This window comes from Noviherbaspirillum sp. ST9 (genome assembly GCF_048799745.1).
Lineage (GTDB): Bacteria > Pseudomonadota > Gammaproteobacteria > Burkholderiales > Burkholderiaceae_D > Noviherbaspirillum.
Window position 1 is genome coordinate 42,691 of record NZ_JBLWFR010000014.1, and the last position, 15,848, is coordinate 58,538.

The 15,848-nt window shown below is 58.1% G+C and carries 13 protein-coding genes; 8 read left to right on the plus strand and 5 right to left on the minus strand.

Annotated elements, in window-relative coordinates; genetic code table 11:
• The first annotated feature begins 112 nt into the window (after positions 1 to 112).
• From ACNOHI_RS23620 to ACNOHI_RS23655, 8 genes are all read left to right on the plus strand, one after another.
• Positions 113 to 1,177, plus strand: a complete 1,065-nt coding sequence (locus tag ACNOHI_RS23620; protein WP_420477174.1) for a Rieske 2Fe-2S domain-containing protein — start codon at positions 113 to 115, stop codon at positions 1,175 to 1,177.
• Positions 1,178 to 1,204: 27 nt separating this feature from the next.
• Positions 1,205 to 2,566, plus strand: coding sequence for a diaminobutyrate--2-oxoglutarate transaminase family protein (locus tag ACNOHI_RS23625; protein ID WP_420477175.1), 1,362 nt, complete (start codon positions 1,205 to 1,207; stop codon positions 2,564 to 2,566).
• A gap of 9 nt (positions 2,567 to 2,575) precedes the next feature.
• Entirely contained in the window at positions 2,576 to 3,955 is a 1,380-nt protein-coding gene (locus tag ACNOHI_RS23630; protein WP_420477176.1) for a SidA/IucD/PvdA family monooxygenase, read from the plus strand.
• Positions 3,930 to 4,550 carry an FMN-binding negative transcriptional regulator gene (locus tag ACNOHI_RS23635; RefSeq protein WP_420477177.1) on the plus strand — a complete coding sequence of 207 codons (621 nt, stop codon included), beginning with the start codon at positions 3,930 to 3,932 and terminating at the stop codon, positions 4,548 to 4,550. The genes ACNOHI_RS23630 and ACNOHI_RS23635 overlap by 26 nt, the downstream gene beginning before the upstream one ends.
• Positions 4,531 to 5,787: a benzoate/H(+) symporter BenE family transporter gene (locus ACNOHI_RS23640; protein WP_420477178.1), complete on the plus strand. Its 1,257-nt coding sequence runs from the start codon at positions 4,531 to 4,533 to the stop codon at positions 5,785 to 5,787. Before ACNOHI_RS23635 ends, ACNOHI_RS23640 begins: the two co-directional genes overlap by 20 nt.
• A gap of 129 nt (positions 5,788 to 5,916) precedes the next feature.
• Positions 5,917 to 6,309: a hypothetical protein gene (locus ACNOHI_RS23645; RefSeq protein WP_420477179.1), complete on the plus strand. Its 393-nt coding sequence runs from the start codon at positions 5,917 to 5,919 to the stop codon at positions 6,307 to 6,309.
• 112 nt (positions 6,310 to 6,421) lie between these two features.
• On the plus strand, positions 6,422 to 7,021 hold the full coding sequence (locus ACNOHI_RS23650) for a TetR family transcriptional regulator C-terminal domain-containing protein (protein WP_420477180.1): 600 nt from the start codon (positions 6,422 to 6,424) through the stop codon (positions 7,019 to 7,021).
• 43 nt (positions 7,022 to 7,064) lie between these two features.
• Entirely contained in the window at positions 7,065 to 8,177 is a 1,113-nt protein-coding gene (locus ACNOHI_RS23655; RefSeq protein WP_420477181.1) for an alkene reductase, read from the plus strand.
• A gap of 156 nt (positions 8,178 to 8,333) precedes the next feature.
• Here ACNOHI_RS23655 and ACNOHI_RS23660 read toward each other — a convergent pair whose 3' ends face one another.
• The 5 genes from ACNOHI_RS23660 to ACNOHI_RS23680 form a co-directional block, all read right to left on the minus strand.
• A complete protein-coding gene (locus ACNOHI_RS23660) occupies positions 8,334 to 8,729 on the minus strand; it encodes a c-type cytochrome (RefSeq protein ID WP_420477182.1) in 396 nt (131 codons plus the stop codon).
• Positions 8,730 to 8,788: 59 nt separating this feature from the next.
• On the minus strand, positions 8,789 to 11,911 hold the full coding sequence (locus ACNOHI_RS23665) for an efflux RND transporter permease subunit (protein ID WP_420477183.1): 3,123 nt from the start codon (positions 11,909 to 11,911) through the stop codon (positions 8,789 to 8,791).
• A 12-nt stretch (positions 11,912 to 11,923) separates the two neighbouring features.
• Positions 11,924 to 13,531, minus strand: a complete 1,608-nt coding sequence (locus ACNOHI_RS23670; RefSeq protein ID WP_420477184.1) for an efflux RND transporter periplasmic adaptor subunit — start codon at positions 13,529 to 13,531, stop codon at positions 11,924 to 11,926.
• Entirely contained in the window at positions 13,528 to 14,799 is a 1,272-nt protein-coding gene (locus ACNOHI_RS23675; RefSeq protein ID WP_420477185.1) for a TolC family protein, read from the minus strand. The genes ACNOHI_RS23670 and ACNOHI_RS23675 overlap by 4 nt, the downstream gene beginning before the upstream one ends.
• Before the next feature lie 148 nt (positions 14,800 to 14,947).
• Positions 14,948 to 15,358 carry a hypothetical protein gene (locus tag ACNOHI_RS23680; RefSeq protein ID WP_420477186.1) on the minus strand — a complete coding sequence of 137 codons (411 nt, stop codon included), beginning with the start codon at positions 15,356 to 15,358 and terminating at the stop codon, positions 14,948 to 14,950.
• Positions 15,359 to 15,848 lie beyond the last annotated feature (490 nt).

The window sequence follows — 15,848 nt, forward strand, 5'->3', positions numbered from 1 at the left end:
TTTCTGTGGCGTTTGTGAAAACACAACTGTCGCGTTGTCAAACATGCAAGCGACACCTACAATCTCGCAGGTTTTGCATTGATAAAAATACAACTACAGAAAGGGGCCCGGCATGGTCATGCCAATGTTTGCAAAAATCTACGACGGCAAATGGGACCGGAATGCGTTGGACTATTTGGCACTCGTCGATCAATGGCACGTAGTGATTGAATCAAAGGAGGTGCCCGAAGGAAAACCCGTTCCGATCACGCTGCTCGGCGAAAAAATCGTGCTTTGGCGTTCGGAAGGCGGACAGGTCAATGCATGGAAGGATTACTGCGCACATCGCGGCGCACCTTTGTCCCTCGGCAAGGTGCAGAACTGCAAAATCGTATGCCCGTACCACGGTTGGCACTTCAACGACGCCGGAAAATGCGTTCACGTTCCCGCGCACCCGGACCAGGAAACGCCAGCAAAAAGCGTCGTGCAACAGTACCGGGCGGTCGAAAAATATGGCTTCGTATGGGTCTCCATTGGTACGCCTCAATCCGATGTGCCCCGCATCCCTCGCTGGGATGACGACGAATATCGAAAGGTCCACGCAGGACCCTATTTCTACAACGCGAACGCGCTTCGCTGTCTCGACAACTTCATGGACGCGTCCCACTTCCCACATGTCCATCCGGGGATCAACGGCCGTGGCGATGAGCCGGACACCACGATCCATTACAAGGTCATCGAAAAAGAAGATGAGTTGCAGACGACGGAGTTCACTGTTGTCCAGCCCTACGCGGATGCGCGCGGTATTCCACTCTCCGTCCGCTACCACTATTACTGCCTGTCGCCGACTGTAGCGTATTCAGACAAGCAGACTGGGCCGAACGATCACTGGTTCACCTGGTGTGCACTGACGCCGGTCGATGAAGATCGGGCCATCTTCTGGCTGGTCGTCAGCTTCAACTACGGCAAAGACATTGACGAAAAGAAGATTCATGAACGACAGGCGATCGTCTTCGGCGAGCAGGATCGCTGGATCGTCGAAGCCCAGCGGCCGTTCAGTATGCCTTTGGATATCTCGGAAGAGATGCACGTCACCAGCGACCGTCTGGGCGTCGCCTATCGTCGCTGGGTGAAAGCGCTCGGAGAGAAGAAACGCGCCGAAATATCAGGCGGCCAGGCTGTTGCCACGGCAGCGTGAAATATAACCACTTACAAGAATATTCCTATGAGGCCTTTTTCCACTGAAGCACACGCCGACGCACTTCGGTTTATTGAAAGCAGGGAGTCGAACGCGCGCACATATGCCAGGACGTTCAACAAAGTCATGGCCCGTGGCATGTTTTCAAAGATCTGGGATGTCGAACAGCGTGAATATATCGATGCGTTGGCTTGCGCCGGCGCGCTACCGCTTGGACATAATCATCCGTTCGTCATGGAGAAAGTCGCGGCCTTCCTCGGCTCCGGGCACATTTTGCAAGGGCTCGACATTCCAACGGTTGCCAAGCATGATTTCATGGAGCAACTGATGCTCGCGCTCCCGCCCGCCCTGGCCGAAAACGCCCGCATCCAGTTCTGTGGTCCGACAGGATCCGATGCCGTTGAGGCGGTGATCAAGCTGTTCAAGACGGTCACGGGGCGGCGGAGCGTGTTCGCGTTTCATGGCGCCTATCACGGCATGACGCTTGGCGCATTGTCGCTGATGGGCAACCTCGGTCCCAAAGCGTCCATCTCGGGCCTGACATCCGAGACACACTTCTTCGCGTACCCCCATAGCGCTCGTTGCCCCTTCGGAATCGGAGGGCGGGAAGGTGAACAGATTTCCCTCAACTATCTTGAGAACGTTCTTGGCGATCCGGAAAGCGGAATAACGAAGCCGGCACTGGTTATCCTTGAGGCGATACAGGGAGAGGGCGGATGCATCCCCGCGTCGCCGGAATGGTTGCGACGGCTGCGTGCAATCACAGAGACACACAATATCCCGCTGGTGATCGACGAGGTGCAAACCGGATTTGGACGCACCGGACATATGTTCGCACATGAAGAATCGGGCATTGTCCCGGACGCGATCGTCATGTCGAAGGCACTGGGTGGCGGATTCCCGTTGGCCGCCATTGCTTATCACAAGCGGTATGACAAATGGGCGCCTGGTGCCCATGCCGGCACGTTCCGCGGAAACCAGATTGCACTCGTGTCCGGCGCTGCAACGATGCAGTACATCAGAGAAAACAATCTTTCTGCTGCTGCAGTCCAGAAGGGCGAACGCCTGAAAAACGGATTGGAACAGCTGAAGCGAGACTTTGCATGTATTGGCGAGATCAGGGGACGCGGACTGATGGTGGGGGCCGAGATTGTCGTCGCATCCGCGCCAGATAAGCCAGGCCGCGCGCGTGAGCTCGACGGCCACCTGGCAAAGGTCATCAAGCAGCACTGCTTCAAGCACGGATTGATCGTAGAAACAGGGGGGCGACATGGTGCCGTGTTGCGCTTCCTCCCGCCGCTCATCATCACCGACGCCGAAATCGATCAAATTGTTGAACGGCTTGGATCCGCGATCGCTGCAGCCGTACAACTGCAGGAAGCCGCCTGAAGGATCCCCATGACAAACACACTTCACGAGAACACGTTCGACGTCGTTGGTATCGGATTCGGTCCTGCAAACATTGCGCTGGCCATCGCCGCAGAAGAGCTTGGATTGGGTCTGAAGATCAAGTTCCTGGAGCGGAATCCGGCGGCCGGGTGGCAGGACGAGATGATGCTTCCGGACTCCGATATTCAGAATCATCCGCTACGAGACCTGGTCACTCCCAGGAACCCACGAAGCAAATACACCTTCGTCAATTTCCTGTTTGAGCAGAACAGGCTGTTTGAACACCTCAATCTTCCCCTCCAGCACCCGCTCAGGATCGAGTACCGACAATACGTGGTCTGGGTAGCGAGCCATTTTTCGCATTTGGTTGAATACGACAGCGAGGTCGAGGCGATTCAACCGGTAATGAATAACGGATCGGTAACCGGATACGAGGTGGTCTATAACGGTGGAAGGAAGATATTTGCCGGCTCGTTGGTTGTGGCTCCGGGGAGAACACCCCACATTCCGCCGGAATTCGAGAATGCCGACGATCAGCGGGTTGTCCATCTCACCCGTTTTCTGGGCGCCTTCAATGAAGTTCAAAAAAGAGTACCAGCGCCCCGGATCGCCATCCTGGGAGGGAGCCAGTCGGCAGTTGAATTGCTGCTCTACGCGAGCGGCCGGATCGGTGGCGGCAAGATCACAGGGATCAACCGGAATTTTGGATTCCGCTTGAAAGACACAAGCCCGTTTTCCGATGAAGTGTACTTTCCGTCTTTTGTGGAAACGTATTTCAACGCGTCCAAAGCGGACAAGACACGATTGCGCAAGGAACTGGCTTTTACCAACTATTCAGCGTCCGACAGGGACGTGTTGGATGCGTTGTATGTCACGATGTATCGACAAAAAATCCAGAATCAGAGCCAGATCGAACTGAAACATCTGACCCAGGTGACAAGCGTGACGAATACGCAGGAAGGTATATGCCTGACGTTGAAGCATGCCATCACGAAGGCAGTCGAACACCACTCATTTGATCTTGTTGTACTGGCGACCGGGTTCAGGGATTTGGGCGACGGCCCCCAGCAAGAGCCTTACCCGCAACTGCTGGGCCATTTGTCGGATCACCTCCACATGGAGCATGGGGCGATGACGGTTGATATCGATTATCGTGTGAAGCTCAAGAATGAACGCGAGTGCCGGCATGCCCCGTTGTTTCTCAACGGGCTGTGCGAGTCGTCTCACGGCATGGGCGACGCCGGTTCATTCAGCCTGCTGTCCTTGCGCGCTGCTGCCATCGTGAAGGCCATTCTTGCGCACTTTTCGAATGCATCCGCGATGCATCCCTCCACTGAATCGAACAACGAAGACTCCCAAGACGATGTTTCATTACTCCCAGTATCGTAGTACAGACGACCAGCTCATCAGAAGATTCGTTGACCAATTTCCGCTTGCGATCATTACGTCATGCGTAGGAGGAGATTGGCTGAGTTCGCATATTCCGTTGTTCTGGGCCAGCCCTAACAGCAATGGCGAACTGCTGGGGCATGCGGATGCGGCAAACGCGCAGTTTTCCAACGTGGTTGACCTGCCGGTTCACCTGATTTTCTCAGGGCCGAATATGTATATTCCCCCGGAGGCTTATGCAACCCGGCAGTTGCCAACGTGGAATTACCTGGCGGTGCACGCACGTGCAACCCTGAATGTCGAAACTGATCCCGCACGGAATCTGGAAATCCTGTCTGAAACCGCGCGGCATTTGCGCAGCACGCCGAGCAAGTTCCGGGTAGAGCGCGATGACCAGCGTGTCCAGCGCTGGATCGGATCGATAAGGGGTGTACGAATTCGGGTGCACGAGATCGAAGGGCGATTCAAGCTCTCTCAGGATAAGGCGCCGGACGACGTGATATCTGCCGCAAACTATTTTTCAGAGAAGATTTCACAATCGATCTCGCCGGAGACGTTACTGGAATTCTCTGGCCTTGAACAAGTTTTCAAATAAGGGGCGCGTCGCCATGTTCAGCAAGATAGGGCAGGATTTTTCAGTTTCTGCCGCAGTCGCGGGGATCATCGCGCTTGTCGCGACCTTCAGCGGCCCCGTACTTATTGTCGTTCAGGCCGCGAAGGCCGGCAATTTGTCCTATGAACTCCTGTCGACCTGGATCTGGGCGCTATCGGTCGGGAGTGCCGTACTGGGATTGTGGCTCAGTTTGCGTTATAAAGTGCCTGTCATTGGTGCCTGGTCAACGCCGGGCGTCGCGCTCCTGATGTCCGGATTGACGCAGTATGCGTTCAGCGATGTGATTGGATGTTATGTCGTGCTGACCATCGTGATTGCCGTCCTTGGGCTAAGCGGTCTGTTTTCGCGGCTCATGGCATATCTGCCTGCGCATCTGCTGTCGGCAATGATCGCCGGTGTCCTGTTCCAGTACTGCGCAAAAATCTTTCATTCATTGCAGGCGTTCCCGTCGGTGGTCGTCCCCGTCGTTCTGGTGTATCTGATTAGCCGGCGGTATGTCCCACGCTATGCGGTCGCATGGTCGTTAATTGTTGGAATGCTGCTTGCCTTTACGTCTTCGACGGTACCGGCGCCATTCGCCGAGCTTTCATTCGTCAAGCCAGTAATGACGCTTCCAACCCTCAGCATGGATGCATTGGTGGGCCTCGGCTTGCCGTTGCTCCTGCTCGCGCTGACGCAATATGCAACCGGTGTCGGGATCCTTAACAATGCCGGTTATCATCTCTCGCCAAGGGTAATCGTCGGTACGAGTGGCATTGTGTCAATTCCGCTTTCCCTCTTTGGCTCGTCGGGAATTAATCCTGCCGCAATCGTGGGCGCGATATGTGCCGGGCCCGAATGTCATCCCGACCTGCACCGCCGATACATTGCGGGCGTGGTATGCGGAATCGGCTACCTGTGCGTCGGCTTTCTCGGCGCGTCCGTGCTCGCCATGTTTTCGTTATTGCCGAATGGCCTGACCGCGACGCTTACCGGGCTGGCACTGCTGAGCACGTTGGTGACGAGCCTTGCCGGCCCTCTGTCCGACGAGACGAAACGCGAGCCTGCCTTGATTACTTTCATCGTGACCGTATCTGGGATGTCGTTCCTCGGGCTGGGCGCGGCGCTCTTGGGCCTTATCGCCGGCGCTGTGTTCTCTATTGTCGTGTCATGGAAAGGCTTTGGCGTCCGAGCCGAGCGCAAGCAGTTGCCTGGCAATCAGATTGGTAACAGGACCTAGCGCCGTCAAGCAGGATCCGAAACGCAAGGGAGGGCGGATGATTGCTGACATCTGGATTATTCCGCCGGGCCAGGTCCTTGCGCGATCCACGCGAGCCTCCGGTACGTAAAACGGCAGGGGATCGGACGGATGGTCGACAATAATGAACGGGTGCTGGAAGCATTCTCGCGTTATCGCGAATCGCTATCCGCATTTGACTCTGAGGCAATGGCGGTTTGCTGCGAATTGCCGTTCATCTTGTTCGGTGCATCGGGTTTCGTGCTAGTGCCGTCCGCAAAAGATGCTGTCCGGGTCTTCGGACAAATAGCGGAGAGACTTCGAATCCTTGGATATAGCTATAGTGGCGGGCAGATCGAGGCCAGGCTATCGAACGACGGGATGGCCCTGATCAACGGAACAGAAATCCGGTACAGCCGCCAGGGGCAGGAACTGCATCGCTTTGAGTTGAACTACGTACTCCGCCGAAACGGCGATGCATGGCGAATCGTTGCCGGAACGGTGCATGAAGGAGACTTGAATTAGCCCGCTATACACACAAGTGTTTATCGTAGTGGCAACAGTATGATGAGTGTTGCAAGTCCGACATGGTCGCCAACAGGTTTACTTCGTAAGACGACTGGTCATATAATTCAGCATGGCACGTATCGCGGGCAAAACCAATACACCCAACCAGCTTCTCGACGCCGGTCGCGAGCTGTTCCTGACGCATGGGTATAACGCCACCGGCATCCAGCAAATTACCGATCTCGCCGGGGTGCCTAAAGGCTCGTTCTACAACCACTTCAACAGCAAGGAAGTATTCGCGGCAACGATTATCGACCAGTACGCAGAGGAGCTTCGCGAGCACTGGAAAGAATTGATGAGTGCCGCGCCGAACGAGCCCTTGGCGGCAATCCGGTATGCATTTGCGCGGTTGATCGCGCGCCACGAATCCAACATGTGCTCGAAGGGCTGCCTCATCGGTAATTTTGCCGCAGAGATGGCCGAGTCCAGCGAACTGTGCCGGCAACGGCTGGCAGCGGCCATGGAAGGCTGGCGCATCTCCTTGGCAAAGTTGATCCGGGAGGCACAGGCGGCTGGCGAGGTGCGCAACGACATGGATGCGGCGGCAACGGCGGCATTGGTATGGGACGTGTGGGAAGGCGCGATTTTGCGCATGAAAGTCGAGCGGACGACTCTCCCGCTGCACGAGAGTACGAACCTGGTACTGAATCACCTATTGCGGCCGCTTTGAGCGGTCGGATCCAACACCTCAACTGACAACAGGTAGGGAGCATATGAGCAAGCAAACTGAGCAATTCCTCGCAGATGTACTATTCCAACCGGTCGCCCTGGGCAAGCTGCAGCTCAAGAACCGGATTGCAATGGCTCCACTGACACGCAACCGCGCAGAAGCCGGTAACGTGCCGGGAGCGATGACAGTCGAATACTATGCTCAGCGCGCCACCGCCGGCCTCATCATCGCCGAGGCCACGCAAGTCTCCGACACCGCCCAGGGATACGCGAGCACGCCGGGCCTGCATACGGCGGAGCAGATCGCCGGCTGGAAAAAAGTTACCGACGAAGTGCACAATCGCGGCGGCCGCATTTTCGTGCAGCTATGGCACACCGGCCGCATGTCGCACACTGCATTCCAGCCCAATGCCCAATCTCCGGTCGCACCGTCGGCGATCGCAGCAAAAGCGAAAACCTACGTGCCGGGTGCCGGTTACGTAGACACTTCCTTGCCCCGCGAGCTCGGGACCGAAGAAATCGCGGGGATTGTCGACGATTTCCGTATCGCATCAGCCAATGCGATCAAGGCGGGATTTGACGGCGTCGAAATCCATGGTGCGCACGGCTACCTGATTGACGCGTTTCTGCGTGATGGCTCGAACAAGCGTAACGACCGTTACGGAGGGAGTATCGAAAACCGCGCCCGCTTCCTGCTCGAAGTCATGACAGCGGCCATTAACGAAGTGGGCGCCGACCGGGCGGGTATTCGCATCTCGCCAGTTTCTCCGGTCAACGATTCGTCGGAGAGCGCGCCGCAGCCGTTGTTCGAGTATGTGGTGCGTGAACTGGACAAGCTGCACCCGATATACATCCATGTGGTCGAAGGTCACACCGGCGGCCCGCGTGACAATGCTCCGTTCGATTACGAAGCCTTGCATCGCCTGTATTCGGGAACCTGGATGCTGAACAACGGCTATACCAAGGAAATGGCGATCGATGCGATTACAAGCGGCCGCGCGGATATCGTTTCCTTCGGCCGGCCATTCATCAGCAATCCGGACCTCGTGCGACGCTTCCGAGAAGGTGCGCCGCTCAATCATCTGTTCGAGGATGCGCCGTTGTACGGTGGCGTCGGACCGCATGGCTATATTGATTATCCTGCGCTTGCGGATTGACGATTTCGTGAACTCTGGGGGACAGCCGCGATAAGAACCACTGTTCACACTGCGGGCTGAACTGGCTGCAACGCCACTTGGTCCTCATGTCTGTGCCGTCCCCCTGCCGGAAACTCCACGCTTCCGCGTTCGCTGAAAAAACTTGACGCCGATGGTCTAGTGGATGCCGATCTTGCGCTGCTCCGCCCGGATGAATGCGGTGATATGTGCAACATCGTCAGGAGTAACCGCCGGTACAGGCGCCATGTCGCCGAATTGCCAATGATGCGCGCGCACGCCGCGCGCTGCTGCGATCTGGAAGGCAGCATCACCGTGATGGGATGGCTCGTAGACCTTGTGCAACATCGCCGGGCCCTTGTCGCTGCCTTTCAAATCTGCACCATGACAGGACGCACAGTGCGTGGCGAACAGACCTTTTCCTCGCCCGGGATTGGGCATCAAGCCATCGCTCGGTTTTGGGATTTTCATGGATTGCGCTTGTGCCGCAGCACCCATGGACAGCAGGAGAAATGCCGCAACTGCGGCGACGGCTCGGTGACGTATTTGTTTCATGCAAGTTTCCTCAGAAGTTTTGTCAATGTCAGTACTGGTGCCCAAGTCTTCCGCTTACATCACTCTCGCCCCCGCTTCAAACGCCATTGTTTGACCAGCGCGTAGAGTGCCGGAATAACGCCGAGTGTCAGAACCGTTGACGAGATCATGCCCCCCACCATTGGTGCGGCAATGCGGCTCATTACCTCGGACCCGGTGCCCGTGCTCCACATGATCGGCAGCAGGCCGGCCATGATCGCAACCACGGTCATCATTTTGGGACGGACCCGTTCGACCGCACCCTCCATCACGGCCTCGTACAGATCGCCCGCGGTTGGCATTGCCCCTTCGGCACGACGCTGTTTCTTGATCGCTTCCCATGCATGGTCGAGGTAGATCAGCATCACGACGCCGGTTTCCGCGGCGACGCCGGCGAGTGCGATAAAGCCCACGGCCACCGCCACCGACATGTTGTAGCCCAACCACCACATCAGCCACACGCCCCCGACCAGAGAAAACGGCACGGACAGCATCACGATCATCGTCTCGGTCAGCCGCTTGAAATTGAGGTACAGCAGCAGGAAGATGATCAGAAGCGTGACGGGGACGACAATCTTCATCTTTTCGATCGCACGTTCCATCGCCTCGAACTGCCCGCTCCAGGTCGCGTAATAACCTGGAGGGAATTTGACCTGCTCATTGACTGCCTGGCGCGCATCGGCAACATAACCACCGATATCGCGGTCACGGATGTCGACGTAGATATACGCGGACAGCAGTGCGTTCTCGGTGCGGATCCCAGGCGTGCCCTTGGCGATCTCGATCTTCGCCAGCTGGCCGAGCGGGATCATCGGACCGTCCATCGTCGGAACCAGCACTTCGCGTGCGATCAGCTGCGGATCGCTGCGCATCTCGCGCGGATAGCGCACAGTGACGGCGAAGCGTTCCCGGCCCTCGACCGTTGTCGTTGCCATTTCAGCGCCAAGTGCGGAAGCAATGATGTCTTGAACCTCACCGATCGTGAGGCCGTAGCGCGCGAGTTGCGTCCGGTCCGGTTCGATGTTGAGATAGAAGCCGCCGGTGATCCGCTCCGCAAAGGCCGACGTTGTACCCGGAACAGTCTTGACCACAGCCTCAATCTGCTTCGCCAGCTTTTCCATTTCATCCAGGTCCTTCCCGAACACCTTGATGCCGATCGGTGTACGGATACCGGTGGACAGCATGTCGATGCGCGCCTTGATCGGCATGGTCCAGGCGTTGGATACGCCTGGGAACTGCAGTGCCTTGTCCATTTCGGCAATCAGCGCGTCCATCGTCAGGCCGGGACGCCAGTCGGATTGCGGCTTGAGGTTGATGACGGTTTCGAACATCTCGGTCGGCGCCGGGTCAGTGGCCGTGTTGGCACGCCCGGCCTTGCCATAGACCGACGCAACCTCCGGAAACGATTTGATGATCTTGTTCTGCGTCTGCACCAGTTCGGCCGCCTTGGTCATCGTCATCCCTGGCAGACTGGACGGCATGTAGAGCAGGGTGCCTTCGTTCAATGTGGGCATGAACTCGCTACCGATCCGGGATGCAGGATAGAAGGTGACGGACAGGACGACGAGCGAAAGAAAGACCGTTGTTTTCTTCCAGCGCATCACGCCCTTGATGATCGGCCGGTAAATCCAGATCAGGAAACGATTCACCGGGTTCTTCGCTTCCGGCATGATCCTTCCGCGGATGAACAGCATCATGAGCACGGGCACCAGCGTGATCGACAGCAGTGCCGCGCCCGCCATCGCGAAGGTCTTCGTGTACGCCAGCGGCGAGAACAGACGGCCTTCCTGCGATTCGAGCGTGAACACAGGAAGGAAGGACACGGTAATGATCAGCAGCGAGAAGAACAGTGATGGGCCGACTTCCTTGCAGGCAGCGAGCATCGCGTCGACGCGTGATTCGCCTTCCTTCAGCCGTTCCAGGTGCTTGTGTGCATTCTCGATCATCACAATCGCCGCGTCGACCATTGCACCGATAGCGATCGCAATACCACCCAGACTCATCAGGTTCGAGTTCATGCCCAGCGCGCGCATCGCGATAAAGGCCATCAGCACGCCGACCGGCAGCATCAGGATGGCGACCAGCGCGCTGCGCACATGCAGCAGGAACACGATGCACACCAGCGCGACGATCATGCTTTCCTCGATCAGCGTGTGCTTCAGCGTGTCAATGGCGCGATGGATCAGTTCCGAGCGGTCGTACACCGCTTCGATGCTGACGCCTTCCGGCAGGCCGGCACTGATTTCGGTGATCTTCGTTTTGACGTTATGGATGACTTCGAGCGCATTTTGGCCATAGCGGGACATCGCGATGCCAGAGACGACTTCGCCTTCGCCGTTAAGCTCTGTCAGCCCGCGCCGCTCGTCCGGCGCCAGTTCGACGCGGGCGATGTCGCGTACCAGCACGGGGGTGCCGCGCTCGGATTTCACGACCAGGCTCTCGAGGTCGGCCCTGCCGCGCAAGTAACCCTTGCCGCGCACCATGTACTCGGTCTCGGCCATTTCGACGACGCGTCCGCCGACGTCGCGGTTGGACTCGCGGATCACCTGGGTGACTTTCATCAGGGGGATGCCGTACGCGCGCAGTTTTACCGGATCGACGGTGACCTGGTAGGTCTGCACGAAGCCACCCACCGAGGCGACCTCGGCCACTCCGGGCGCTTTGGCGAGCTGGTAACGCAGGTACCAGTCCTGCAGCGTGCGCAGTTCCGCCAGGGTCTTGTCCTTGGCGAGGACAGCGTATTGGTAGACCCAGCCCACACCGGTGGCATCGGGACCGATCTGGGGCGTCACGCCCTTGGGCATGCGGCCCGCGGCAAAATTCAGGTATTCCAGCACCCGGGAACGCGCCCAGTAGATATCGGTACCATCTTCGAAGATGACGTACACAAACGAGGCGCCGAAGAACGAAAATCCGCGCACGACCTTCGATTTCGGTACCGACAGCATCGCCGATGTCAGCGGATAGGTCACCTGGTCTTCGACCACCTGCGGGGCTTGGCCCGGATACTCGGTGTAGACGATAACTTGCACGTCCGACAGGTCGGGCAGGGCGTCGATCGGCGTCTTGATCACCGCATAGACGCCGGCGGCCGTCACGAACAGTGTGGCCAGCAGGACCAGGAAGACGTTCCTGCCTGCCCATTCAATGATCTTGTTCAGCATGATGGCGTCCTGTTAACGATGGCCGGCGTGCGGGTCGGCGGCGGGCGCGGGTGGCTTCCGGATCGTCGCCGCGGCAGACTGGAATCCGGTAATCACCCATTCGCCCGGCTGGCGTTCAACGAATTCGAAGGTGACCGGATCGCCCGGTTTCATGTTCTTGAGCAACGCGTTGTTGGCGACCTTGAATTCCATGGTCATTGCCGGCCATTTCAGGCTGGCCACCGGCCCATGGTTGACGCTGACCGTGCCCGATTTCACATCGATCTCATCGATCGTACCTTCCGCCTTGTGGCCCGCGCCGGCCGGTTTCATGGCGCCGGTTTCCTGTGCAGCCTGGCCGCCAAAGCTGCCCACAGCGGCCTTGAGGTTGCTTTCGGCGTCGATCAGGAAGTTGGCCGCAACGACAACATCCTCGCCGTCCTGCACGCCTTCCAGCACCTCGACGTAGTTGTCGCTGCGCGCACCCAGCTTGACGTCACGCGGCTCGAAGCGGCCTTCCTTGCGCTGCACCAGCACGATACGGCGCGTACCGCTGTCGATCACTGCCGACACCGGCACGGTCACTGCGGTGCTGCGCGGCGCGGCCGCCAGTTCGACGTTCGCGAACATGCCGGGCTTCAGCAACTGGCCCGGATTGGCCAGTTCGACACGAACCTGGGCGGTACGTGTCGCGGCATTCAGGGTCGGATACACGTAGGTAACGTTGCCGTCGAACTCCTTGTCCGCGTACGCATTGATCCGTACCTTGGCTTTGGTGCCAGGCTTGACCAGGCTGATGTCCTGCTCGAACACGTCCGCGAACACCCAGACGGTGGAAAGATCAGAGATCTGGTACAGCATTTCTCCCGGCATGAAGCGCATGCCTTGCACGGCCTTCTTTTCCGTCACGATGCCGGAAACCGGCGAGCGGAAGGTCATCGTTCGTTTTGCGTCGCCGGACTGCGTCAGTGCCTTGATCTGCTCTTCGGAAATGTCCCAGTTACGCAGCCGCAGCAGACTGGAGTCGGCCAACTGCCTCATTCCGGACTGCGCATCGCTATCGGCGCCCTTGAGCGACCGCAAACCTTGCGCGGCAATCACGTATTCCCGTTGCGCCGAGACCAGCTCGGGGCTGTAGACCTCGAAAAGCGGCTGGCCTTTGCCGACCAGCTGTCCGGTCGCATTCACGTGCAGGCGTTCGACGTAGCCTTCGAATTTCGGCGAAATGACGAACACGCGGCGTTCATCCGGTTCGATGCGTCCGGCTGCGCGCACGACCTTGTCGATGGTGCGCTGCGCCGCCTTCTCGGTCCGCACTCCAAGCTTTTGCACCTTTTCGGTACTGATCTTGATCTGGTTGCCGGAAGAAGAGTCGGCATCTTCCTCGCCTTCATAAACAGGGATGTAGTCCATGCCCATCGGGTCCTTCTTCGGCACGGGGGACGTGTCGGGCAGGCCCATTGGGTTGCGGTAGTACAGCAGCTTGCGCTCTTTCTTCACGACGGCCTCAGTGTGTCCGTTTGCAGGAGCGCTTGCGGTGACCCCGCCGTCCACTTTACGCTTGCCGGCCAGGTATCCGCCGCCAGCGGCAAATACGGCCGCCACAATCGCGGCAATCGCGATGTTTGCGGACTGTTTCATAGTTCATCTCCTAAAAGTCGTTCGATTTCGGCAAGGCGACTCTGGGCGTCGGCCTGCGCCTTGATCTGGCTTTGTCTTGCCTGGCGAATTTGGCGCTGCGCATCGAGCAAGGTCGCGAAATCGACCTTGCCGTTTTCATAACTGGCCAGGGCCGCCTTGTAGGTCAGCTCCGCTTGTGGCAGGAGGCTGTTGGAAATGATGGATTCCGTACGGCGCGCCGCTTCCAGCGCGGACAGGCTTTCGGCCAACTCCGACAGCACCTCGTTGGCGGTCGCCTCTTTGCGGGCGCGGGCGGCGGACAACATTGCTTCGGATTCGCGCTCCATGGCACGGCGCGACGATTGTTGAATCGGAATGTTCATCTCGAACATGACTTCCCATTCCTTCACAGACTTGCGGGTCTGGACTGGGGCAAAGCCAACAGCGAAGTCGGGATAACGATTCTTGTAGGTCAGGTCCCGGCTCTTTTCTGCGGCGCGCAGGCGCGCATCGTCCGACGTTAATCGCGGGTTCCGGCCCCGAACACGGTCAGCAAGGGTCACGTACTCGAGTTGGGCTTGAGGTGGCAACTGGCGCAGGCGCTCGGGATCGGCCAGCGGCGCGTTGGCAGGGCGGGCAACCAGCATGTTCAACCGTGCATGCAACATGCGCTTTTCGTTGTCCAGCATCACCAGTTCGTTTCGCATGTTGGTCAGCTCGACCTGGGCGCGTATGGCGTCCGACTGTGCCGCGAGGCCGCCGGCGTATCGGACTTGGGTCACACGCTCGAGGCGCGTCATCAGATCCAGGATTTCCCTGGTCAGGCGCTCGTTTTCGTGGACGTAGTAGAGCTGCGCGTAGCCGGCCTTGATGCGTGAGGCAAGATCGGCCCACGTCGCATGCGCCTTGCCCTTGACGCCTTCAGCCTCCAGCGTAGCAACCTCGCGCTGCAGGCCGCGTTTTCCGAACCAGGGCAGTTCTTGCATGATCTGGTACCTCGCTTTGCCGACCCGGCTGGGCGACAAGGTGGGATTCTGTTCACCCATCATCGTGATGTCCTCCAGTTCAACCCGCAGTTTCGGGTCGGGGAGGGCACCGGCGGATGCTGTTCTCTCGCCGGCCGCTTCGGCTTCGTACCGCATGGACGCGTATTCGGGATTCCGCTCCCGGGCGAATTCGAGAAGGCTTTCAACCGAGGCACCGATTTTTTGATTGTCGAGGGCGTTTGCCATGGGCGCGCTCACGGCCAGCGCAACGGCCAAACCGCAAGCGCGTAATGTGAATTGCATTGCTGTCTCCGAAGAGAAAAGGAAGTATCGATATTGCTTGCCGCCTGGGTGTCGCGACCGTTGTCGCAGAAATGCGCAACGATTCCGACGGCGAAAAGGCGTGCCGGTGCGCGCCCTCAGGAGCGCGGCTCGGGCAAAAGAGGGGAGGTCAAATCCGGAAGCAGCAGTTCCGGATGGACAAGGGCGGTGAAGACATGCGCGTCAGCCAGAAACTGACGGCTTGCGTGTGAATGGGACGGAAGGCGATGTCCGCACTTCGCACTTCGGGGACCAGGATGACTGCGACCGACGGGGTGACGTTCGGCGGTTGAGGCCGCTCTACCGACTGGTTGTCGCCCTGGCAGTGCGTGCGGCACAAGGATGACTGCGTATCATCCATGTCGTTGCAGGCCGACGCGTCATGGTGCTCGCTCATCGCCTGCATGGCTGCCAGCGCATGTTGCGCCTGCCCGTCAGCAACGCTTGGGCAGACGTACGCCGCGATGGCGAGCTGGCTGAAAAGCACGCTCACCATCGCCAGCAAGGCTGCGAAAAAGCGAAGATGTTTAGGCAGTTTCATTACGCATTCAGGAATGGAAACGTCGTCGCGGTTCGATGCACGCGTACGGCGTCACTTTTATTCTACGCAATCGACACACGTAGCTTTATTGACTCAGATCAATCGAATCCGGATCGGCACCTAATAGCAGAACAGACGTAATGATAAGCGATAGCAGTCCGCGTTCTCCTGAGTAGCGATGGCGCGCCATTGATGCTCATTTACAAGGCCGTGTAATGGCACGAGCATTGCGCAATTTTCGAATTGGCCAGTCGACAGCAAATTGTCGTTGCTGCCGCCTTTTCGAAAAAAACCTTGCACAGTCCAATTCCCTTTGCTATAGTTCGCCTCCCGTTGAGCAAGACGCAGCAACGAAGCGATTCGGTTGATGCGAATTTTCAAGTGCAAAACGGTCTTGAATTGCTGCCACGGCATGATTAATCACAACGCATTAATCAGGTGGAAAAACGGCAAGGCAAGTGAAGCAAGTTCTTTAAAAAATAACAGCCGA

What these genes read in the sequence shown, in the direction of transcription:
- ACNOHI_RS23635 (WP_420477177.1), top strand. Translation starts at nt 3,930, where the DNA reads ATGTTTCATTACTCCCAGTATCGTAGTACAGACGACCAGCTCATCAGA.
- ACNOHI_RS23660 (WP_420477182.1), bottom strand. Translation starts at nt 8,729, where the DNA reads ATGAAACAAATACGTCACCGAGCCGTCGCCGCAGTTGCGGCATTTCTC.
- ACNOHI_RS23675 (WP_420477185.1), bottom strand. Translation starts at nt 14,799, where the DNA reads ATGCAATTCACATTACGCGCTTGCGGTTTGGCCGTTGCGCTGGCCGTG.
- ACNOHI_RS23650 (WP_420477180.1), top strand. Translation starts at nt 6,422, where the DNA reads ATGGCACGTATCGCGGGCAAAACCAATACACCCAACCAGCTTCTCGAC.
- ACNOHI_RS23680 (WP_420477186.1), bottom strand. Translation starts at nt 15,358, where the DNA reads ATGAAACTGCCTAAACATCTTCGCTTTTTCGCAGCCTTGCTGGCGATG.
- ACNOHI_RS23665 (WP_420477183.1), bottom strand. Translation starts at nt 11,911, where the DNA reads ATGCTGAACAAGATCATTGAATGGGCAGGCAGGAACGTCTTCCTGGTC.
- ACNOHI_RS23645 (WP_420477179.1), top strand. Translation starts at nt 5,917, where the DNA reads ATGGTCGACAATAATGAACGGGTGCTGGAAGCATTCTCGCGTTATCGC.
- ACNOHI_RS23625 (WP_420477175.1), top strand. Translation starts at nt 1,205, where the DNA reads ATGAGGCCTTTTTCCACTGAAGCACACGCCGACGCACTTCGGTTTATT.
- ACNOHI_RS23620 (WP_420477174.1), top strand. Translation starts at nt 113, where the DNA reads ATGGTCATGCCAATGTTTGCAAAAATCTACGACGGCAAATGGGACCGG.
- ACNOHI_RS23670 (WP_420477184.1), bottom strand. Translation starts at nt 13,531, where the DNA reads ATGAAACAGTCCGCAAACATCGCGATTGCCGCGATTGTGGCGGCCGTA.
- ACNOHI_RS23630 (WP_420477176.1), top strand. Translation starts at nt 2,576, where the DNA reads ATGACAAACACACTTCACGAGAACACGTTCGACGTCGTTGGTATCGGA.
- ACNOHI_RS23655 (WP_420477181.1), top strand. Translation starts at nt 7,065, where the DNA reads ATGAGCAAGCAAACTGAGCAATTCCTCGCAGATGTACTATTCCAACCG.